Raw genomic sequence first — 20,947 nt, forward strand, 5'->3', positions numbered from 1 at the left:
CTCAGTCCAGGCCGGGAGGCCCCATGACCCAGCAGCCGAAGGCGCGGCGATTCGTCGCCAGTCCACCTGATCCGTCCCGCTTCCGGCAGGCGCCGTCGGAGGACCCGCGGTCGCCCGGACAGGTGGTGCTGGCCGCGCTCGCGCTGCTCGTGCTCGTGGTCGGCGTACCGGTTGCGTTGTGGGTTCTGAGCGGTCCGCCGCCGCTGCCGGACGGTTGGCCGACCCGAGAGGATCTGACCGCGCCGATCGGCATCGACACGTTGCTGACCGTACTGCGAGTGGTCGTCTGGATCGCCTGGTTCCACTTCCTCGTCTGTGTGGTGGCCGAGATCGCCAGCGCGATCCGCGGCCGCGGTGTGCCGGCGGCGATCCCGTTGGGCGGCGGCAGCCAGCAGCTGGCCCGGATCCTCGTCAGCGCGCTGCTGCTGACCGGGATCGCGGCCGGTCAGGCCGCCGCGGCGACCGGCGGCGGCGGCGCCCCGGTCGAGCCACCGTCACAGGTCACCATCAGCGCCACCACGACCACTGCCCAGCCGAGCGCCGAGACGATTCAGCCGATCGACCACAACCGCTTCGAGGGGCACACGGCGCAGGCGGGGACGAAGAATCCGCTGGCAGGCAAGAAGGTCTACACGGTCAAGGCGCCGGTAGGGCACCACCACGACAGCCTCTGGGACATCGCCGAGAAGCACCTCGGTGACGGCCGCCGCTACAAGGAGATCTACGAGCTCAACAAGGAGCGGGTCCAGCCGGACGGCCAGCACCTTCACCTGGCCCGGCTGATCATGCCGGGGTGGGAGCTGATCATGCCGGAGGACGCCGTCGGCGTTCCCCGCGTGCCGACCGAGACCCCGGCGAAGACCACTGTGCGTACCACCGAGCAGACTCAGCCCGGTCAGAGGGAGCAAGGCCCGCAGACGCCGACGACCAACCAGGGCGAGGAAACCGGCACGGGGAGCGGTACCACAGTCGGTGGCGACCACCAGTCTGTTGACGGCGGCCAGACGCAGGACGCTCGCTGGCGGCTGCCCAACGACCTCCTCGGCGGTGGTCTGGTGGGTGCCGGTCTGCTGATGCTCCTGCTGGTCGAGCGGTACCGGCGGCGCGGACGTGATCCCGAGCAGGCCGCGGCAGCCGCCGAGGTGGCACTGCGGGTCGGGGCGGATCCGGAGCGGTCGGACGCGCTGGACCGGGTGATGCGTGCGCTGGTGCGGCAGTGTGACGCGGCCGGGATGCCGCTGCCGTCCCTGTTCGGAGCGCTCGTCGACGACACCGGGGTCGAGTTGCTGCTCGCGCCCCCGCAAACAACCGTCCCGCCGCCCTGGCACGCGCTCGACGACGGCCGCCGGTGGCGGATCAACCGGGCCGACATCGTTCCCGATCGATCCGGGCCTGCGCCGTTCCCGGCGTTGGTGTGCCTGGGGCGGGACGAGTACGACCGCGACGTGCTGGTCGATCTGGAGGCGGCCAGCGGTGCGCTCAGTCTGGAGGGCGACACGGTCGTGGCCCGCGAGGTCGCGACGTCGGTCGCGGTGCAGCTCGCGACCAACCCGTGGACGGATCTGCTGCAGGTCACCACGTCCGACCTGCCGGACGCGATCGAGGACGTGCTGGCCGATCGGCTGCGCGTGGTGAACGACATCGACGAGGTCATCCCGGATCTCGAAGCCGGAACGATCGAGACCGAGGTGCTGTCCGGCCGGGTCAGCCGGGCCGCGGACGCTTCGCCGCAGTACGTCGTACTCGGAGCACCGCCCAGTGAGGCCACGGCCCAGCGGCTGACCGCGCTGGCGTCCCGCACGCGTGCGGGGTTCGGGTTGATGGTCGCGGGGACCGTGCCTGGTGCGCGCTGGCAGCTGCGGGTGGACGAGTCGGGCACGTTGCGCATCCCTGCGCTCGGGCTGACGCTGTCGGCCAGTCGGCTGTCCGAGCCGACGGTCGAGTCGCTCACCGAGTTGCTGGCGGCGGCCCGGACGCACACTCAGCCGCCGACCGGCCAGAACCGGGTCCGGGTGCCGAACAGCGGCCGCATCGGCGACGACGCGGCCTGGTGGACGGCGAACGTACGGATCGGGGTGCTCGGACCGATGGACGTCCGGGCCACGAACCGGCTGGAGCAGGAGCGGCTGTCGCTCGCGACCGAGATCGTCGCGTTCCTGGCGCTGCACCCCGGTGGCGTGCACCCGAGTGTGCTCGGGGCCTCGGTCTGGCCGCGCGGTGTCACCGCCGAGGTACGCGACTCGATGGTTGAGCGAGTGCGGCAATGGTTGGGGACCGACACCACGGGTGCTCATCACCTGCGGCAGGACTCGGGCGGCCGGTTGTACCTCGGACCTGAGGTCGCGGTCGACTGGGATTGCTTCACCGAGCTCGTACGGCGGAGCCGGACCGCGCAGACGGTGCGGGACGAGCGGGAGTTGCTGCGGCGTGGTCTGCAGTTGGTCCGTGGGCCGTTCCTCAGCGGGCGACCACGGGGCGGGTACTCGTGGATCGCGCGGGTGCACTTGGAGCGGTTGGTGCCGGATGTCGTGGTCGACGCTTCGCACCGCTTGTGGGAGCTCACGATGGGTGGGGACGATCCGGCTGGTGCGGTGAGCGCGGTCCAGGCTGGCCTGCGGCTGGCCGAGAGCTCGGACCTGCTGTGGCGGGATCTGCTGACGGCGGAGCACCGGTACGGCGGTGTGGCCGCGGCCGAGAAGGTGGTCGAAGCTCTCGGCGAACGCATCCAACGTCACGGCCTCGTCCTCAGCCCGGAAACCGAAGCCTTGATCGAAGACCTGCTCCCAGCCTCAGCCCCCCGCTCCCGCCGCGCGGGCTAGCTGGATCGGGTGGTGAGGCGGGCTTCTTGTTGTGCGGCGAGGGTTTTGAGGAGGGCCGTGTCGGGGCGGGGATCGGTGCCCAGGGCACCGGTCTGACGGATGGTGAGTTCGGCGACGAGGGTGCCGACCACGAAGCTGACCTCGGCGACCGCCTCGGACTGGCCGGTGCCGCCGTCGTACTGGACCCGCGCGTCACTCAAGGCGTTCGGTACGTCGAAGCCGCGCTCGTGGGTGTCCTGGCTCCAGAAGCCTTGCTGCAAGGCCTTCGCCTTGGCCGGGCTCGCGGCCTTGAAGAGCTGCACCGTGAACTGCTTCTTCTTGTCCGGGCTCAGCCGGCTCGCCCGGTACCCCTCGACGAAACCGGCGTTGAGCAGGAGCGCGCGATCGAGGGCGGGGTCGGCGGACCAGTTGCCCAGGAACGTGGTGGCCGTGAACGCACCGGTGGTGCTCCGCGGATCGGCGATGTAGCCGCGGGGGAGGACGACCAGACCGGCCAGCGTGTTCTTCGTCGCCTTGTCCCGCGCGCCCGCCGGCGCTTTGGTTGCCGAGGGCGTCTGCAGGGTGCCGGTCGAGGCGCCGGCATCGCTCCCGCACCCGGTCATGCCGAGCACCAGCGCGGTCACCACGGCGGCGACGCCTGGCGCAGTCCGCTTCACGGTTCTTCTCCGTCCGCCTGTCCAGAGAGGATCAGTTCGCCCCGAGAGCATCAGAACGTTTCGGGCCTGATGCCATCAGACAAAGGTGAACGCCGGGCGAACGGGCCGCGAATCAGCGGGACCGTGCGTCCGTGAGAAGCGCCTCGATCCGGCGGCGGGCAGCCTTGGGATGCAGGGGCTCACAGCCCGCGTCGAGACAGCGGCGAACCACCTGTGGATCGTCGCGGAGCAGCAGCAGACCGCGCCGCAGCAGGGTGAACGGCGGTTTGCGGTGCTCCCGGAGGTCGCGCTGGAACCGCCGGACGAAGGTGACGAGGCGGTGGTGCCGGACGCAGATGGCGGCAGCGAGCAGGTCGCGATCCTTCAGCGCACCGACGATCTGGTCGGCGAAGATGCCCTCGGCAATGATCAGCGGCGATCCCTCAGTGGAAACCGGCCGGTGCCCGACCGTCCCGTCCGCGGCGATGTCGTAGATCGGCAGGTCCGCCGTACCCGCCGTACACAAGGTTTCCAGCGCCGCGACGGCCCGGTCGCCGTCCCAGGACCGCGGATCGTCCCAGTCCACGATGCCGAGCGGGGAACGCGGCATCGCGTCGTCGCCGCCGTCGCGGTAGAAGTCGTCCAGCCGGACGACGGGCAGCCCCACCAGCTCCGCCAGGTGCGACTTCCCCGTCCCCGAAGGCCCCGCCAGCAACACCACGCGCGAACTCACCGGCATATTCTCTGCCACTTGCTGCAGTAACATCCAACCCACTCCCCGCGATAGGCGGACTAGACCCGTCCCGACCGCACCAGGAGCCTCATGCCGAAGCTGAAACTGGGCGCCGCGGTGTACGCCGTTGTCGCGATCGCCTTCGCGGTCGAGTTTGTCCGGATGATCCGGCACGACGGTCAGTGGAGTGGGGTGCACGGCTGGGAGTTCGCCGCCTTGCTGATCGTGGCCGCGCTGACGACCGCGCTGTTGGCTCTTGGCGCAGTGACCCGGAGAGGGCTCATCGCCGACGACGGGCCGTGGATCTGCCGGCACGGCTGGATCGTGCTGCTCGGAGTCGTGGCGTGCGCGTTAGCCGTTCAGCTGATCGGCAGCGAGGAGCTCGGGATCTGGCCCAGCCCGGCGATCGTCTTCCTGCCGCATTTCGTCCGCAGGATGCACGAGTCGTACTCCGACGGCGTGTCCGAGGGCGAGCGTGAGCTGGAGATCAGGGCTGCAGTGCGTGACGAAGAGCTTCCGCCTGCTCGGTGAACCACTGGTTGGTGCGGTCGGTCAGTTCGGCCTCGCCGGTGGTCCAGCGTTGGTGGAACCACGGGTGGCCGGTCTCGGCGCCCCGGCGTACGTAGTCCATGCACCAGACGTGGTTGCGGGCGGTCGCGTCGACCAGGCGGCCGCGGTCGGTCTCGTCCAGGCCGTAGGCGTCGGCGAAGCGCCGGAGCCGGCTGAGGGTGCGGCCGCGGCGCGCGTCGGCGATGTCGGCGTCCGGGCGGAGCGGGGCCCAGAGCCGGATCGCGGTGGCGACGTCCCACAGTGCGGAGCCTGGTCCGGCCAGGTCGAAGTCGATCAGTGCGACCGCGACACCGTCCCGGAACACCACGTTGTCCAGGTTCGGATCGTTGTGGCTGACCAGGTCTTCGACGTACGCCGGAGGCACCGGCTCGGCCCAGGCCAGGCCGGCGGGATCGAAGCCGGCGACCGCCTGGTGGTACTCGCGCAGCAGCCGGGCGACGCTGTCGAGCGCCTCGTCCGTCATCGACCAGGCCGGGTACGGCGGGGTCACGGTCTCACCCGGTACGTAGGACAACACCTCGCGCTTCTGGGAGTCCACCCCCAGAAAGTTCGGCGCACCGGAGAAGCCGACGCGCTCCAGGTGCTCGAGCAGCGCATGAGTGGCGGTGCTGCTCGCGCGCAACGGGCGGCGTACCGTGTCGCCGACACGCACCACCAGACCACGGTTGGCGGTGCCGCCGAGCAGCTGCGTCTCGACATCAGGCATCGCGCGTCAGTGTGTCTCGTCCAGTAGCGCCTTCGCCAGGGGTCCGTGGGTAACGATCCCGTTGACCAGGCCGCTGCGGACCGCCGCGCGGACGGCGTCGACCTTCGCCAGCCCGTACGGGATCGCGATCACCTCGTCGATCGCGTCCATCTGCTCGGCGCTGATCGCGATCACCCGGTCGGTGAACCGGGTCTGCACGGGCTCGCCGTCGGCACTGACGAACACCCCGGAGATGTCGGCGGCGACACCGCGGCGGCGTAGTTGCTCACGGGCCTTCTCGTCCATCGCGTCGTACAGCGTCGACTGGCCGGCGTTCCAGGAACCCAGCCCGACCACCGCCTTGGTCACGGACTCGAAATGACTGATCGCCTCGGCCACCTCCGGCTGCTGTCGCAACGCCCGCGCGGTCGCGGCGTCGGGCACCACCAGCGGGGCGTAGAACAGGTACGCCGGTCCGCCCGACAACCGAGCGGTGTGTCGCACCAGCTCCACCGAGTTCGCCTCGACGTCCGGGCGGGTCAGGGCGCCGGTGAGTTGCACCACGGGAACGGGGGCCAATGAGGTCAGTTGCTCTGTCATCGCGGTCACGGCCCGGGCCCACGCGAGCCCGAGGACGTCCTCAGCGGTGACGATCTCCGACAGCAGATCGGCGGCGGCCTTGCCGAGCTGGAGTCGCAGCGCGGCGGGATCGTCCTCGGGTGTGTCCACCACGATCGCCCGCCGCAGTCCGAGGGCCTCCTGCAGCCTGGCCGAGAGGTCCAGGTCGATGGCACCGGGATGGCTGATCTCGATCCGCACCAAGCCACTGCTGCGCGCGTGGTCCAGCAACCGCGCCACTTTGAACCGGCTGAGCTGGAACTCGTCGGCGATCTCCACCTTGGAGCGCCCGTCGACGTAGTACCGGCGCGCGATCGACGCCGTGAGAACGAGCTGCGACGGCCCGAAGGCGTTGGTGCTCGGCTCCATCTGACCTCCCCGCTCATATGAGCATGCCTGCGCCCTAGTGTTGCACAGACTCTTGACAGGTCAATGCGTACCCGGTTCACTCATCCTGTGAGCAGAGCCATGCTCATATGAGCGAACCCTGATCGACACGTTTCGTGAACGACACAGCAGAGGAGCAGCTCGTGCTGGGACAGCGGAAACGCATCGGGGCCGTCGCGATCGCATTCCTGGTGAGTGCGGTCAGCGGCTGCGCCGGGTGGGGCGGCGGTGCGGGCGGCGGCGGTGCCGACAGCATCAACGTTCTGATGGTGAACAACCCGCAGATGGTCGACCTGCAGAAACTGACCGCCGACCACTTCACCAAAGAGACCGGAATCAAGGTCAACTTCACCGTGCTGCCGGAGAACGACGTCCGGGACAAGATCAGCCAGGAGTTCTCCAGCCAGGCCGGTCAGTACGACGTCGCGACGCTGAGCAACTTCGAGATCCCGATCTACGCGACCAGCAAGTGGATCGCCCCGCTCTCGGACTACATCGACAAGGATCCGTCGTTCGACCAGGACGACGTACTCGCACCGATGACCCAGTCGCTGTCCGGTGAGGACGGCAAGATCTACGGCGAACCGTTCTACGGCGAGTCGTCGTTCCTGATGTACCGCAAGGACGTGCTGGCCGCGAAGGGCGTCACGATGCCGGCCAAGCCGACCTGGCAGGAGATCGCGGACATCGCGGCGAAGGTCGACAACGCACAGCCCGGGATGCGCGGCATCTGCCTGCGTGGACAGCCCGGCTGGGGGCAGGTGTTCGCGCCGCTGACAACGGTGGTGAACACGTTCGGCGGCACCTGGTTCACCGAGGACTGGCAGGCACAGGTCGACTCGCCCGAGTTCACCGAGGCAGTCAAGTTCTACGTCGATCTGGTCCGCGCCCACGGTGAGCTCGGCGCACCGCAGGCAGGCTTCACCGAATGCCTCAACAACACTGTCCAGAGCAGCGTCGCGATGTGGTACGACGCCACGTCCGCGGCCGGCTCCTTGGAAGCGCCGAACTCACCCGTGAAGGGCAAGATGGGCTATGCCCCGGCGCCGGTGGTGAAGACCGACAGCTCCGGCTGGCTGTACGCGTGGGCCTGGAGCATCCAGGAAGCCAGCGAGAAGAAGGACAACGCCTGGAAGTTCATCTCCTGGGCGTCCGGCAAGGACTACGAACAGCTCGTGGGTGAGCAGCTCGGCTGGTCGCGTGTCCCGGCCGGCAAACGCGCCTCGACGTACGAGAACCCGGCCTACCTGAAGGAAGCCGGGGCGTTCGCGGAGCCGACCAGGCAGGCGATCGAGACAGCGGATCCGCGCAACCCCGGCGTCCAGCCGCGGCCCGCGATCGGGATCCAGTTCGTCGACATCCCGGAGTTCCCGGACCTCGGGACCCAGGTCAGCCAGGACGTCAGTTCGGCGATCGCCGGGCGGATGAGCGTCGACGAAGCGCTGAAACGCGGGCAGGAGCTCGCCGACGACGTGGCCGAGCGGTATCGCTCACGAGAAGCGAAGTAGGAGAGAGCTGTCATGAGCATCACTACCGAGACGCGCAAGAATCGGCAGTCCACTCCTCCGCCTGGCTCCGAGGGTTCGTTGATGCGCAAGACGGGCGACTGGGCCCGCCGCGCGCCGCTGATGCCGGCGCTGGTGTTCATGATCATCGTGACCCAGCTGCCGTTCGTGGTCACCATCGTGGTGTCCTTCATGGACTGGAACGCCTACTACCCGGACGAGCGCGGGTTCGCCGGATTCGACAACTTCCGCCGGGTGCTGACGGACGGGAACACCCGGCATGCGATCTGGGTGACGGTCGTGCTGACGGCCGGCGTCGTCCTGATCAGCCTGGTGCTGGGGTTGCTGATCGCGTTGCTGCTGGACCGCAAGTTCCGCGGTCGCGGGGCGGTCCGGACGATGATGATCACGCCGTTCCTCGTCGTCCCGGTGGCTGCCGCGCTGTTGTGGAAGCACGCGCTGTACAACCCGTCGTACGGGCTGTTCAACGGCGTCCTGAAGTGGATCTTCGGTGAGAACGCGCCGCAGCCGGACTGGATCAGCAACCAACCACTGTGGTCGATCATCTTCGCGCTGGTCTGGCAGTGGACGCCGTTCATGATGCTGATCCTGCTGGCCGGTCTGCAGGGCCGTCCGCTGGACGTGATCGAGGCGGCCGGGATCGACGGCGCGAACCAGTGGGAGATCTTCCGCTACATGACGCTCCCGCACCTGCGCCAGTACCTCGAGCTGTCCGCACTGCTCGGGTCGATCTATGTGGTGCAGAACTTCGACGCCGTCTTCACGATCACCTCCGGCGGCCTCGGTACGGCGAACCTGCCCTACTCGATCTATCAGACCTTCTACACCGCGCACGACTACGGCCGCGCCTCCGCGGCCGGCGTGATCGTGGTGATCGGCACCATCGTGATCGCGACGCTCGCGCTGCGGTCGGTGTCCACCCTGTTCCGAGAGGAGAGCGGACGATGAGCGGGCACGTGACGATCGTGACCGGGCGGAAGAACCGCGGTGGCCGGTTCGCGCTGACCGGGCTGGCCTGGGTCGTGGGCCTTCTGTTCGTGCTGCCGGTGCTGTGGATGCTGCTGACGTCGTTCCACTCCGAGGAGGACGCGGCCAAGAACCCGCCGGACCTCGGCGCACCGCTGACGCTGGACGGCTACCGGGCGTTCTTCGAAACCGGCCCGTGGCCGTCGATCCTGAACTCGCTCACCGCGAGCCTCCTGTCGACGGCGGTAGTGATCCTGCTCGCGTTCCCGGCGGCGTACGCGCTGTCGATCAAGCCGGTGCGCAAGTGGACCGATGTGATGTTCTTCTTCCTGTCCACCAAGATGCTGCCGGTGGTGGCCGGCCTGCTGCCGATCTACCTGTTCGCCCAGTCGGTCAAGTTCCTGGACAACATCTGGCTGCTGATCATCCTCTACACCTCGATGAACCTGCCGATCGCGGTCTGGATGCTGCGCAGCTTCCTGTCCGAGGTGCCGGTGGAGATCCTCGAGGCGGCCTCGGTGGACGGCGCGAATCTGACCCGCACGCTCCGCTCGGTGGTGGCGCCCATCGTCACACCCGGGATCGCGTCGGCGGCGCTGATCTGCTTCATCTTCAGCTGGAACGAGCTGCTGTTCGCCCGGGTACTGACCGGCACAGTGGCGCAGACGGCGCCGGTGTTCTTGACTGGGTTCGTGACCAGCCAAGGATTGTTCCTCGCCAAAGTCTGTGCCGCGTCCCTCGTGGTGTCGTTGCCGGTGCTGATCGCCGGGTTCGCCGCCCAGGACAAGCTCGTCCAGGGTCTGTCGCTGGGGGCGGTCAAGTGACTGTGCTGTCCTCTTCGGCTTTGGATGCTCTGGGCAACGAGGTCGGCGTGCCGTCGTACGACCGCACGGCCGTGCGCCCCGGCATCGTGCACTTCGGGGTCGGTGGCTTCCACCGGGCCCACCAGGCGATGTACCTCGACCAGTTGATGACCGACGGCAAGGCGCTGGACTGGGGCGTCGTCGGGGTCGGCGTGCTGCCGCAGGATCGGCGGATGTACGACGTCCTGAAAGCCCAGGACTTCCTGTACACACTGGTGGTGAAGTACCCGGACGGGACGCTCGAGCCGCGGGTGATCGGGTCGATCGTGGACTACCTGTTCGCGCCCGACGATCCGTCGGCGGTGCTGGACCGGATGGTTGACCCGGCCACCCGGATCGTCTCGCTGACGATCACCGAGGGCGGGTACAACGTCAACCAGGTGACGGGTGAGCTCGACGCCTCCGATCCTGCGCTTTCGGCGGATCTACAGCCGGGTGCTGTGCCGGTCAGCGTCTTCGGGTTCGTGGTCGAGGCGCTGGCCCGGCGTCGGGCGGCCGGCGTTGCGCCGTTCACGGTGATGTCATGCGACAACATTCCGGGGAACGGGCACGTCGCGCAGAAGATGCTGACGTCCTTTGCCCGCTTGAAGGACGCCGAGTTGGCCGACTGGATCGCTGCCGAGGTGCGCTTTCCGAACTGCATGGTGGACCGGATCACCCCGGTGACCGCGGAGTCCGACCGGGAAGCGCTGGCTTCGCGGTTCGGGGTCGACGACGGCTGGCCGGTGGTGTGCGAGCCGTTCACGCAGTGGGTGCTGGAGGACGAGTTCGGCGGCGATCGGCCGCCGTACGAGGATGTCGGCGTACAACTCGTGGAAGACGTCGAGCCGTATGAGCTGATGAAGCTGCGGCTGCTGAACGCGAGTCACCAGGCGTTGTGCTACCTGGGTTATCTGGCCGGCTACCGATACGCGCACGAGGTGTGCCAGGACAAGCTGTTCGTCGACTTCCTGCTGGGCTACATGGATGTCGAAGGTACGCCGACCTTGCCGCCGGTGCCCGGGGTCGACCTCGATCGCTACAAGCATCAGCTGATCGAGCGGTTCGCGAACCCGGAGGTGCGGGACACGCTGGCGCGGTTGTGCGCGGAGAGTTCGGACCGGATCCCGAAGTGGTTGCTGCCCGTCGTCCGTGAGCAGTTGGCGGCCGGGCGGGAGATCGAGCGGTCGGCGCTGGTGGTCGCGTCCTGGGCCCGGTACGCCGAGGGCGTCGACGAGCAGGGTGAGCCGATCGAGGTCGTGGACCGGCTCCGGGACAAGCTGGTCGAGCGCGCCCAGCACAACCGGAAGGATCCGCTGGTCTTCATCTCGGACCCGGATCTGTTCGGTGACCTCGCTCAGGACGAGCGGTTCGTGGCGGCATACACCTCGGCGCTGGCGTCGCTGCACGAGCACGGTGCCCGGGCGACGCTCGAAGGTCTTGTTCGTTGATGGCAGCGGACACCACCATGCGAGTCTCCGTGCTGCGGGGCGTCGGCGACGTGGTCATGGAGCAGCGGGCAGCGCCACGTCCGGGTCCCGGCGAGGTGCTCGTGAAGGTGTCAGCGGTCGGGGTGTGCGGGTCCGACACGCACTACTTCGACCACGGCAGGATCGGGAGGTTCGTCGTCGAGCAGCCGCTCGTCCTGGGACACGAGGCGTCCGGCGTCATCGTGGAGCTCGGCTCGGGCGTGACTGATCGGCAGGTCGGGCAGCGGGTGTCGATCGAGCCCGGCCGACCGGACTTCACTTGTGCACAGTGCCTCGCCGGCCGGTACAACCTCTGCCCGAACATGCGGTTCTTCGCCACCCCTCCGATCGACGGTGCCTTCGCCGAGTTGGTCGTCGTACATCAGGCGATGGCGCACGTCGTACCGGACACTGTGAGCGACGAGGCGGCGGCCCTGTTAGAGCCGTTGTCGGTGGCTGTCTGGGCTTGTGGCAAGGGTGCGGTCAGTGCCGGTTCACGGGTGTTGGTCACCGGTGCCGGGGCGATCGGCCTGCTCTGCGTCCAGGTGGCGCGGGCGCTGGGCGCGACCCGGATCGCGGTCTCCGACGTCAATCCCGCACGTCTCGAGACAGCGTCAGAGCTGGGTGCCACTGACGTGATCGATGCCCGTACGGCGAGCTTGGCCGAGCTGGGCTGGTCACCAACGGTGCTGCTGGAGTGCTCGGGACATCCACCCGTCGTCGCCGAGGGAATCCGGGCTCTCGCGGCGGCAGGCCGCGCAGTACTGGTCGGCATGGGCGGTGACGAGCTGCCGTTGCCGCTGTCGTACGTGCAGGAGCATGAGATCGAGGTGACCGGCACCTTCCGCTACGCGAATACCTGGCCGACGGCGATCGAACTGGTGGCGAGCGGCCGGGTCGACCTGGACAGGCTGGTGACCAGTCGCCACGGGCTGGAGCAGGCACCCGAAGCGTTGGCTGCCTCACGGCAGGATCCAGCTGCGATCAAGGCGATCGTCCATCCCGGGAGCTGAGCGGCCCCGGACCCCGGCCCTCGCCAGGGTCGGACCAGCACCCGCAGCCACACCCGGTCCGGCTGCGGGTGCCGGGCCGCTTGTGGACAACGTCGTACGCGTTCTTTCGCCGGCGGCTAGGGTTGGTTTTCGCTCGCAGGACCGGCGCTGACATGGAGGGACGAACATGAGTCAACCCAGGCTGGTCGCCGGTGTGGACTGCTCCACCCAGGCAACCAAGGTCGTCGTGTGCGACGCAGAGACCGGAGCGGTACTGCGGGAAGGCCGCGCACCGCATCCGGACGGGACCCAGGTGGACCCGGCCGAGTGGTGGAAGGCGTGGGAGATCGCGTCCGACGGACTGCTCGACGGGGTCGAGGCGATCTCGATCGGCGGTCAGCAGCACGGCATGGTCTTGCTGGACGAAGCCGGTGAGGTCGTCCACCCGGCGGTGCTCTGGAACGACACTGCGTCCGCTGATGCGACGGTGGAGCTGGTTTCCGAGCTCGGTGGGCCTGGAGCATGGGCCGACGCGGTGGGTTCGGTGCCGGTGCCGAGCTTCACGGTGACGAAGCTTCGGTGGGTGAGCGGGGCCGCGCCCGATGCGGCCGCTCGGGCTGCGGCCGTCGTACTGCCGCACGACTGGATGACGCACCGGCTGGCCGCGGATCGGAGCGGGATCTCGGGGATCACGACCGACCGGGGCGATGCTTCGGGGACTGGCTGGTGGTCGCCTGCGACCAACACCTACCGGCCTGATCTGGTCGAGCGGGCCTTCGGGCGCTCGCTGGAGCTGCCGCGGGTCGCCGGGCCGGCCGAGATCGTCGGGCAGACCGCCGGTGGTGCCGCGCTCGCGGCCGGTACGGGCGACAACATGGCCGCCGCGCTCGGCCTCGATCTGCAGCCTGGTGACGTCGCCGTTTCGCTGGGCACGAGTGGGACCGCCTTCGCGCGCTCGGATTCACCGACCGCCGACCCCACCGGACTGGTCGCCGGCTTTGCCGACGCGACCGGGGGATACCTGCCGTTGGTCTGCACGTTGAACGCCGCGCGGGTGATGTCGGCGACGGCTCAACTGCTCGGGATGGAGCTGGCGGAGTTCGACGAGGCCGCGCTGGCGTCGTCCGGTAGCCAGGGCCTCGTGCTGCTGCCGTTCCTGGACGGCGAACGTACGCCGGACCTCCCGCACTCCACCGGCCTCGTCTACGGTCTCACCCGCGCAACGATGCAACCCGCGACGATGGCCCGTGCCGCCGTCGAGGGGCTGCTGTGCGGCCTGGCCGATGCCGTTGACGCTCTCCGCGCCCAAGGACTCCCGGTCCACCGTGTCCTGCTGCTGGGTGGCGGAGCTCGCTCCCGCGCCGTCCAAGCCCTGGCCCCAGCCCTCCTCGGCGCCGAGGTCATCCTCCCCGAACCAGCCGAGTACGTCGCCCTCGGCGCCGCCCGCCAAGCCGCCTGGGCCCTCACCGGCACCGACACCCCGCCCACCTGGCAGGTCCCGGTAGGCAAACCCGAGCCCTCCACAATGACCGACGCCGAAGCCGCCAAGGTCCGCAGCCTCTACTCGCACGTCCTCACCAACACCCAGCCCGTCCTCTCCACCCCGTACAACCGGTAGGGCGAGGAGCCGGGCGGCGGGTCGGCGCGTCTGACCAGCGTGGAAGAGCGTGAGCGGACCGCAGCCCGTCCCGAGGAGCCATCGCGTGCTCGGGCCAAGCGGCAGTGGCGAGTTGCGCCCGATGGCGTGATGTTCGTGTTCGTGGCGGTGATGATCGCCGGGGTCGGGTACGCCGAGATCGACGACAACCGGGTGCTGGAGCGGCGGGGTGAGGTCGTGGCCGCCATCGTGGTGCACGAGGAGACCGGCCGTAGCCCGCTGATCGAGGTTCGGTTCGTGACTCGCGACGGGCGGACGGTCGAGACCACCACCGAGAACTACCAGGAGGCCGAGGTCGGCAAGACCATCCAGCTGATCTACGACCCGCTGGATCCCACCCGGCTGCAGTCCACCGACTGGGGCTACGACAACCGGACCCCAGCGATCGCCTTCGGTGGTGGCGCTCTGGCAGCTCTGATCGTCGCCTTGTCCAGGTTCTGGAGCCGGCCGGACGAACCACCGACCGCCTAGAGCCGGGGGCCGAGGGGGTCTTCGTCGGGCGGGGCGGGCGCGCGGCGGGTGGTGTTGGTGAGGGAGCGTTCGGGGAGCCACAGGACGAAGGTGCTGCCTACGCCCACCTCGGAGTGCAGGGCGACGGTGCCACCGTGGGATTCGGCGATCTGGCGGACGATGGCGAGGCCCAGGCCGGCGCGGCGTTGGCCGGTGGACGGGACGGTGGCCGGGGACTGCCGCTGACCGGAGCGGAAGAAGCGGTCGAAGACGCGGTCGGCGTCCTCGGCGGCGATGCCGGGACCTTCGTCGCGAACGGCGATCCAGGCCCAGCCGTTACGGCTTCCCACGGCCAGCACCAGCTCGCTTCCACCGCGAGCGAGCCGGACCGCGTTCGAGAGCAGGTTGTCGACCGCCCGCCGGAGCGCCGATGCGTCCCCGGCCGCGGTCGGTCCCGGCGACAGGCGTCGTACGACGTGAAGCTCGCGATCGGCCGCGAGGAGTTGGTACTCCTCGGCCGCCTCGCCGGCGATCGCGGCCAGGTCCACATCCGCGTCGACGAACGCCGGAGAGGAACGGCGGGCGGATGCCAGCAGGTCCTCGACCAACCTGGTCATCCGCTGGATCGCGCGGCTCACGATCGCGGTCGCCTGGGCCCGGTCGTCGGGCGTGGTGTCATCGTGCGCGAGTACGGCGTCCACGTTCGCCTGGATCACCGCGAGTGGATTGCGCAGCTCGTGCGACGCGTCGTCCACCAGTTGCCGCTGGGACACGAACGCGGACTCGAGCCGGCCGAGCATGTCGTCGACGGTGTCGGCCAGAGTCTTCAGCTCGTCTCGCGGTCCGTCGAGGGCGATCCGGCGGGACAGGTCGGTCGCCGAGATCTCCTGGGCCGTCGTGGTGATCTGCCGGACCGGCCGGAGCGCCCGGCCGGACAACCACCAGCCGGTACCGAGGCTGACCAGGAAGAGGCCGGCCATGCCCGCGGCCGAGTAGTTCCGCAGGCTCTGCAGGGTCTGGTAGTTGACCGCGGACTGGAGGCTGGAGATCTCCGCGGCCTGGATCACCTGGCCCGGCTTGAGATGGAGGTTGCCCGCCTGATCCTTGTAGTACTTCTTGACCTCGATCTGGTCCAGCGGCTTGGGGTCGAGGATCTGTGACAGGGCGACGTACACGCCGCCGAGCAGGAGCGCCGACAACGCGATCAGTACGGCCGAATACGTCAGCGTGAGCCGGAACCGGATCGTCTGGGTCCACGGCGGGAGCTTGATCTTCACGTGTCACCTCTGAGCCGGTAGCCCCGGCCGATCACTGTTTCCAGGACGGGGTCCTCGCCGTCCTGGGTGAGTTTGCGGCGCAGCGTGCCGACGGTCACCCGGACGCTCTGGGTGAACGGGTCGGCGTTCTCGTCCCAGACGTGCTCGAGTAGTTCCTCGGCCGAGACGACGTGTCCGGGTCGGGACATCAGATACCGCAGTACGCCGAATTCCTTCAACGTCAAGGGAAGTTCGCGGCCGGACCGGGTCGCGAGGTGGCGGGACGAGTCGAGCACGAGGTCGCCGACATGCAGCTGCGTGCTGCCATTGGTGACGTCACGGCGGAGCAGGGCGCGGATCCGGGCGAGCAGCTCGACCAGGGCGAACGGCTTGGTCAGGTAGTCGTCCGCACCTTCGTCGAGCCCGCGGACCCGGTCCGCCAGCGATGCGCGCGCGGTGAGCATCAGCACCCGCAGCTCCCGGCCGGACGCCACCTCGATCTCACCCCGGCGTACGGCGCGGCAGAGGTCGAGGCCGCTGGTGTCGGGCAGCGTGATGTCGAGGATCGCCAGGTCGTACGCCGTGGTCGCAAGCTTCTCCATCGCCTCTTCACCGGTCGTCGCCGTGTCCACGGCATAGCCGGCCCGGCCGAGTCCGGAGCGCAGCGCGCTGACCAGGCCTTCCTCGTCCTCCACCACCAGTAGTCGCACGAGACCAAGGTAGCCGGACCGACCGGGTCGTCCAGCCTGCTCTTTCGGTGGACTTTCGCTCTGCTTTCCGGTCGTTTTCGCACTCCTTTGATGGTCTGGGGCCAATCGATCGAAGGAGATTTGATGAACGTCCCAGGTAAACGGCTCATTCTCGGTGCGGCGGTTGCGGTGGCGGCACTCGGCGTCGGCGGGGTCGCGTACGCGGCGGCCGACGACCCGGCTCCTGAGCAGGGTTACGTGACCATCGAGGACGGCGCCACCACGCCGTCGCCCGGCAACACCCAGCAGCAGAGCGGGACCCGGGGTGACTGCCCGGAGAAGAACGGCCAGGGCCAGGGTCAGGGCGAAGGCCAGGGCGAGGCGCAGCCGTCGCAGCTGCAGACTCAGCCGTCGCAGCCGCAGACGCAGCCCGAGCAGACCCAGCCGGACGCGGCCGAGAACGCATGACAACCCCGGACCCATCCACCCCGGCCCGGGGCGTCGCAAGGCCCCCGGCGCCGCCCAGCCCCCAGCCCCACGCGGCGCTGGGGGCGGGGAGTGGGGCGAGGCATTCCGGCCCCGATGCGCCGGGGTGGCCGCCGTCTGGTTCGAGTAATCACGTGGAGGTAGGTGTGGAGAGGCATTCGGAGGCGCGGCGGGAGCTGGGGGTTTCGTCGGCTCTGCTGGAACATGCGCTGTTCGAGGTGAAGCGGGTCGTCGTCGGCCAGGACCACCTGGTCGAGCGGATGCTGGTCGGGCTGCTGGCCCGCGGGCACTGCCTGCTGGAGGGTGTGCCCGGCGTTGCGAAGACGTTGGCGGTCCGGACGCTGGCCGAGGTGATCAGCGGTCAGTTCTCGCGGCTGCAGTTCACGCCGGACCTGGTACCGGGCGACATCATGGGTACGCGGATCTGGCGGCCGTCGGCGGAGGGGTTCGACACCGAGCTCGGCCCGGTGTTCGCCAACCTCGTGCTGGCGGACGAGATCAACCGTGCACCGGCCAAGGTGCAGTCGGCGTTGCTCGAGGCAATGGCCGAGAACCAGGTCAGCATCGGTGGCACCAGCTACCGGCTGCCCGAACCGTTCCTGGTCCTGGCGACCCAGAACCCGATCGAGTCCGACGGTGTGTACGCACTGCCCGAGGCGCAGCGGGACCGGTTCCTGCTGAAGATCACGGTGGACTACCCGAGCCCGCTCGAGGAACTCACCATTCTGCAGCGGATGAGCGCACACCGGCCGCACGCGAACGCCGTACTGACCCCGGATGAGGTCGCTCAGTTGCAGGCGGCAACGGAAGAGGTGTTTGTGCACAACGCGGTCGCGGAGTACGTCGTACGCCTCGTGCATGCGACCCGGGTGCCGCAGCAGTACGGCATCAACGACCTGCAAGGCGTGCTGGAGTTCGGCGCGAGCCCACGGGCCACGCTGGGTCTGGTCGCCGCCGGGCGGGCGCTGGCGTTGCTGCGCGGCCGGGACTACGTCCTGCCTGCTGATGTGTACGACGTCGCCCTCGACGTGATGGCGCATCGTCTTGTCCTCACCTTCGACGCCCTCGCCGACGGTGTCGACCCGCGCGCCGTGATCTCACGCATCCTGCACACCATCGAGCAACCGCACGTCGTCCCCGCTGACGACGCCCAGGGGTCAGCAGCATGAACGAGCGGAGCGAGTTCATCATCAAGCACAGGATGACTCGTGCCTCATCCGCGCCCGGAGCGAAGCGAGGACGTGGATGAGTCCATCAGGCCCGGACCTGTTGGCCGGGCGGGAGCGGGCACTGCGGACACTGGAGCTTTCGGTCAAGCGGAAGCTGGAAGGCCTGCTGCACGGCGAGATCACCGGCCTGCGGAGCGGTCCGGGCAGCGAACCCAACGAGGCTCGGCTGTACCAGGCCGGCCAGGACGACGTCCGCCGGATGGACTGGAACGTCACGGCTCGCTCGCTCGAGCCACACGTCCGGGCGCCGCTGGCCGAGCGGGAGCTGGAGATCTGGGCGTTGCTCGACGCATCGGCCAGCATGGACTTCGGTACCGCGCTCAGCGAGAAGCGGGATCTCGCCATCGCCGTCGTCGGGGCGGTCGGCCTGCTCGCCGACCGGCCCGGCAACCGGCTCGGCGTCCGCATCGCCGTCGGTGACCAGCTGTCCCGGGTCCCCGACGTCGGTGGGGCCGCAGCGCTTCGCCGTACCCTTCGAACACTGTTGTCGTTGCCTAGGGCAACTCCCGGGGAACATCCCGCCGTACCACTCGGCACGGCGATCACCCGCTTCAACCGGGAGCACCCACGACCCGGTCTGCGAGTGGTCGTCTCGGACTTCCACGACGAGTCCTGGGCGGACCCGCTACGGCGGCTGGCCGCGCGGCACGAAGTGATCGCCGTCGAGGTCCTGGATCCGCGCGAGCTCGAGCTCCCCGAGGTCGGCCTGCTCACGCTGGTCGACCCGGAGACCGGCCGGCGACGCGAGGTGCAGACGAGCAGCCGGAAACTGCGCCGGAGGTACGCCGACGCGATGAGAACCAGACGTGAACAGACCACTCGTGACATCCGGGCCGCCGGGGCGGCGCACCTCGTCCTGCGGACCGACACCGACTGGGTCCGCGACGTGGCCGCTTTCGCCACCGCTCGCCGCCGCGCGAGCGTCCGCCGGAACCCGATGGGAAGGACCGGTATCCGATGAGATTCGAGCAACCCCTGTGGCTCTGGCTGCTGGTGCTGGTCGTGGCGCTGGTCGCCGCGTACCTGGTCGCCCAGCGCCGCCGCAGCAAGTACGCCGTTCGGTTCGCGACCCTGCCGATGCTGGAGAAGGTCGCGCCGAAGCGCCCCGGCTGGCGCCGGCACGCGCCGGCCGTCGCGTTCCTGGCCGCACTGACCGTGCTGACGATCGCGATCGCCCGGCCGGTCGCCGACATCCGGGTTCCGCGCGAACGCGCGACCATCGTGGTCGCGATGGACGTCTCCAACTCGATGGCCGCGACCGATGTCGCGCCGAACCGGTTCGAGGTGGCCCAGCAGGCCGCGGTCGAGTTCGTCCAGGAACTGCCGGACAAGTTCAACGTCGGCCTGGTCTCGTTCGCCCGGAGCGCGACCGTGGTCGCACCGCCGAGCACCAACCACCAGGCCACCGTGGACGCGATCAACAGCCTCGAACTGACCGACAGCACCGCGATCGGCGACGCCGTCCTGACCAGCCTGCAGGCGGTCCGCACGATCGACCCGGAGGATCCACCGCCGAGCCGGATCGTGCTGCTGTCCGACGGCGGAAACACCTCCGGCAGCCCGATCGACGAAGCCGCCGACGCCGCGGTCCAAGCCGGCGTACCGGTCTCGACGATCGCCTACGGGACCGCCGAGGGCACTGTGAACATCGAAGGCCGGGACATCCCGGTCCCCGCGGACACCGAGGCGTTGCAGAGTCTCGCCGACGCGACCAGCGGCGAGGCCTATGCCGCCGAGAGCGACGAGCAGTTGCGCGACGTCTACTCCGACCTCCAGTCGTCGATCGGCTGGACCACCGAACCACGCGAGATCACCAACCTGGTGGCGGGAATCGCCCTGGTCGCAGCACTGCTGGCCGCGTTGGCCTCACTGCTGTGGTTCTCGCGCCTCCCTTGAGCCGTACAGCGCATTCCTGGCTGTGAAGGAGCCTTCGATGAGCCCTCATCTCGGTCACCCGTTCCGCGGGCCGCACTATGCGCCCGGTCCACCCCCTGCGGCGCCGATACCTGGCTCGGAACCGCCGTACCCCTTCTCCGTCACCCCGGCCTCCGCTGGGTCGGCACCCCCCTCTCCGGCCGCGGCACCTCAGGCCGGGGTGACGGTCTCACCAGCACGTACTTCGGCACGCCGCGGCCGGATCCTGGTCGCGAGCGTCGCTCTGTCGATCGTGGCCGGCGGGCTGGCCGGAGCGGTGACGGGATCGCGTGATCCCGAGTCCGCGGCGGTCGAACTGCCCCAGGCGGGCGCGCCACCCGCGGCCGCCCAGGGCTCGATCACCGCCGCGGCGGCGAGTGTGCTGCCCGGTGTGGTCTCGGTCCGGGCCGGCCGGGCGACCGGGTCCGGGTTTGCGATCGACCAGCAAGGTCACGTGGTCACCAACGCACACGTGGTGGAAGGAGCGAGCGATGTCTCGCTGGTCCTGTCGAACGGCCGCCGCGTCGACGCCGAGATCATCGGGGCGGACGAGGACAACGACCTCGCCGTACTCCAGGTCTCGGCTTCCGACGCCGAGGGACTGCGTGCGCTCACGCTCGGCCGGTCCGCACAGCTGCGGGTCGGCGACCCGGTGCTGGCCGTCGGCTCACCGCTCGGGCTGGAGGGAACGGTGACCGCCGGCATCGTCAGCGCGGTCGACCGGCAGGCGCGGTTCGGCGACAACGGCAACCGCCAGTCGGCGATCCAGACCGATGCCGCGATCAACCCGGGCAACTCCGGTGGCCCGCTGGTCAACGCCGCCGGTCAGGTGGTCGGCGTCAACACCGCCATCGCCACCCTCAGCAGCAGTTCCCGCACCGGCAACATCGGCATCGGCTTCGCCATCCCGGTCGACCGGATGAAGACGATCGTCGAGGGCCTGATCAACTGATTGCGGATCTCCAGCCCATCACAATCGCCCCGGCCGCGGCCGGCTGAGCGTGGTGCCACCGCGTCGCCGCGG

Annotated in this window: 20 protein-coding genes; 14 read left to right on the plus strand and 6 right to left on the minus strand. The window is 69.3% G+C overall.

Annotated features, from left to right (window positions below):
* The first annotated feature begins 23 nt into the window (after positions 1–23).
* On the plus strand, positions 24–2,819 hold the full coding sequence (locus EV652_RS11775) for a BTAD domain-containing putative transcriptional regulator (RefSeq protein WP_158441148.1): 2,796 nt from the start codon (positions 24–26) through the stop codon (positions 2,817–2,819).
* Here the strand turns inward: EV652_RS11775 and EV652_RS11780 are convergent.
* Positions 2,816–3,475: a hypothetical protein gene (locus tag EV652_RS11780; protein WP_132209080.1), complete on the minus strand. Its 660-nt coding sequence runs from the start codon at positions 3,473–3,475 to the stop codon at positions 2,816–2,818. The two genes, EV652_RS11775 and EV652_RS11780, sit on opposite strands and share 4 nt — an antisense overlap.
* A 112-nt stretch (positions 3,476–3,587) precedes the next feature.
* Positions 3,588–4,193 carry a uridine kinase family protein gene (locus EV652_RS11785; RefSeq protein WP_439649053.1) on the minus strand — a complete coding sequence of 202 codons (606 nt, stop codon included), beginning with the start codon at positions 4,191–4,193 and terminating at the stop codon, positions 3,588–3,590.
* Between the two features lie 84 nt (positions 4,194–4,277).
* On the opposite strand from EV652_RS11785, the gene EV652_RS11790 reads away from it, so the two are divergent.
* Positions 4,278–4,718: a hypothetical protein gene (locus EV652_RS11790; RefSeq protein WP_132209081.1), complete on the plus strand. Its 441-nt coding sequence runs from the start codon at positions 4,278–4,280 to the stop codon at positions 4,716–4,718.
* Here EV652_RS11790 and EV652_RS11795 read toward each other — a convergent pair.
* Together EV652_RS11795 and EV652_RS11800 are read right to left on the minus strand one after the other, a co-directional pair.
* Positions 4,675–5,463, minus strand: a complete 789-nt coding sequence (locus EV652_RS11795) for a phosphotransferase (RefSeq protein ID WP_132209082.1) — start codon at positions 5,461–5,463, stop codon at positions 4,675–4,677. The two genes, EV652_RS11790 and EV652_RS11795, sit on opposite strands and share 44 nt — an antisense overlap.
* 6 nt (positions 5,464–5,469) lie before the next feature.
* Positions 5,470–6,429 carry a sugar-binding transcriptional regulator gene (locus tag EV652_RS11800; RefSeq protein WP_132209083.1) on the minus strand — a complete coding sequence of 320 codons (960 nt, stop codon included), beginning with the start codon at positions 6,427–6,429 and terminating at the stop codon, positions 5,470–5,472.
* A 134-nt stretch (positions 6,430–6,563) separates the two neighbouring features.
* On the opposite strand from EV652_RS11800, the gene EV652_RS11805 reads away from it, so the two are divergent.
* The 7 genes from EV652_RS11805 (at position 6,564) to EV652_RS11835 (ending at position 14,370) form a co-directional block, all read left to right on the plus strand.
* The gene (locus tag EV652_RS11805; RefSeq protein WP_242001698.1) at positions 6,564–7,955 is read left to right on the plus strand and encodes an ABC transporter substrate-binding protein; all 1,392 of its coding nucleotides are present in this window, start codon (positions 6,564–6,566) and stop codon (positions 7,953–7,955) included.
* Between the two features lie 12 nt (positions 7,956–7,967).
* The gene (locus tag EV652_RS11810; protein ID WP_132209084.1) at positions 7,968–8,921 is read left to right on the plus strand and encodes a carbohydrate ABC transporter permease; all 954 of its coding nucleotides are present in this window, start codon (positions 7,968–7,970) and stop codon (positions 8,919–8,921) included.
* Positions 8,918–9,763 (plus strand): carbohydrate ABC transporter permease, encoded by an 846-nt coding sequence (locus EV652_RS11815; protein ID WP_132209085.1) that lies wholly within the window; start codon positions 8,918–8,920, stop codon positions 9,761–9,763. Before EV652_RS11810 ends, EV652_RS11815 begins: the two co-directional genes overlap by 4 nt.
* Before the next feature lie 20 nt (positions 9,764–9,783).
* On the plus strand, positions 9,784–11,232 hold the full coding sequence (locus EV652_RS11820) for a mannitol dehydrogenase family protein (protein ID WP_242001699.1): 1,449 nt from the start codon (positions 9,784–9,786) through the stop codon (positions 11,230–11,232).
* Positions 11,232–12,263, plus strand: a complete 1,032-nt coding sequence (locus tag EV652_RS11825) for an NAD(P)-dependent alcohol dehydrogenase (protein WP_199238122.1) — start codon at positions 11,232–11,234, stop codon at positions 12,261–12,263. Before EV652_RS11820 ends, EV652_RS11825 begins: the two co-directional genes overlap by 1 nt.
* A 166-nt stretch (positions 12,264–12,429) precedes the next feature.
* Positions 12,430–13,860: a xylulokinase gene (gene xylB / locus EV652_RS11830; RefSeq protein WP_132209087.1), complete on the plus strand. Its 1,431-nt coding sequence runs from the start codon at positions 12,430–12,432 to the stop codon at positions 13,858–13,860.
* A 129-nt stretch (positions 13,861–13,989) separates the two neighbouring features.
* Positions 13,990–14,370 carry a DUF3592 domain-containing protein gene (locus tag EV652_RS11835; RefSeq protein WP_132209088.1) on the plus strand — a complete coding sequence of 127 codons (381 nt, stop codon included), beginning with the start codon at positions 13,990–13,992 and terminating at the stop codon, positions 14,368–14,370.
* Here EV652_RS11835 and EV652_RS11840 read toward each other — a convergent pair.
* Together EV652_RS11840 and EV652_RS11845 are read right to left on the minus strand one after the other, a co-directional pair.
* Positions 14,367–15,626 (minus strand): sensor histidine kinase, encoded by a 1,260-nt coding sequence (locus tag EV652_RS11840; protein WP_132209089.1) that lies wholly within the window; start codon positions 15,624–15,626, stop codon positions 14,367–14,369. The genes EV652_RS11835 and EV652_RS11840 overlap by 4 nt on opposite strands.
* Entirely contained in the window at positions 15,623–16,315 is a 693-nt protein-coding gene (locus EV652_RS11845; protein ID WP_132209090.1) for a response regulator transcription factor, read from the minus strand. Before EV652_RS11845 ends, EV652_RS11840 begins: the two co-directional genes overlap by 4 nt.
* A 123-nt stretch (positions 16,316–16,438) precedes the next feature.
* Between EV652_RS11845 and EV652_RS11850 the strand changes: the two genes are divergently transcribed.
* From EV652_RS11850 to EV652_RS11870, 5 genes are all read left to right on the plus strand, one after another.
* Positions 16,439–16,762, plus strand: coding sequence for a hypothetical protein (locus EV652_RS11850; RefSeq protein ID WP_132209091.1), 324 nt, complete (start codon positions 16,439–16,441; stop codon positions 16,760–16,762).
* Positions 16,763–16,926: 164 nt separating this feature from the next.
* Entirely contained in the window at positions 16,927–17,949 is a 1,023-nt protein-coding gene (locus tag EV652_RS11855; protein ID WP_242001700.1) for an AAA family ATPase, read from the plus strand.
* A gap of 76 nt (positions 17,950–18,025) precedes the next feature.
* On the plus strand, positions 18,026–18,970 hold the full coding sequence (locus tag EV652_RS11860; protein WP_132209092.1) for a DUF58 domain-containing protein: 945 nt from the start codon (positions 18,026–18,028) through the stop codon (positions 18,968–18,970).
* Positions 18,967–19,905 carry a VWA domain-containing protein gene (locus EV652_RS11865; protein ID WP_132209093.1) on the plus strand — a complete coding sequence of 313 codons (939 nt, stop codon included), beginning with the start codon at positions 18,967–18,969 and terminating at the stop codon, positions 19,903–19,905. The genes EV652_RS11860 and EV652_RS11865 overlap by 4 nt, the downstream gene beginning before the upstream one ends.
* A gap of 37 nt (positions 19,906–19,942) precedes the next feature.
* Positions 19,943–20,875 carry a S1C family serine protease gene (locus EV652_RS11870; protein WP_132209094.1) on the plus strand — a complete coding sequence of 311 codons (933 nt, stop codon included), beginning with the start codon at positions 19,943–19,945 and terminating at the stop codon, positions 20,873–20,875.
* Positions 20,876–20,947 lie beyond the last annotated feature (72 nt).

Origin of the sequence: Kribbella steppae (genome assembly GCF_004342025.1) — a bacterium.
Lineage (GTDB): Bacteria > Actinomycetota > Actinomycetes > Propionibacteriales > Kribbellaceae > Kribbella > Kribbella steppae.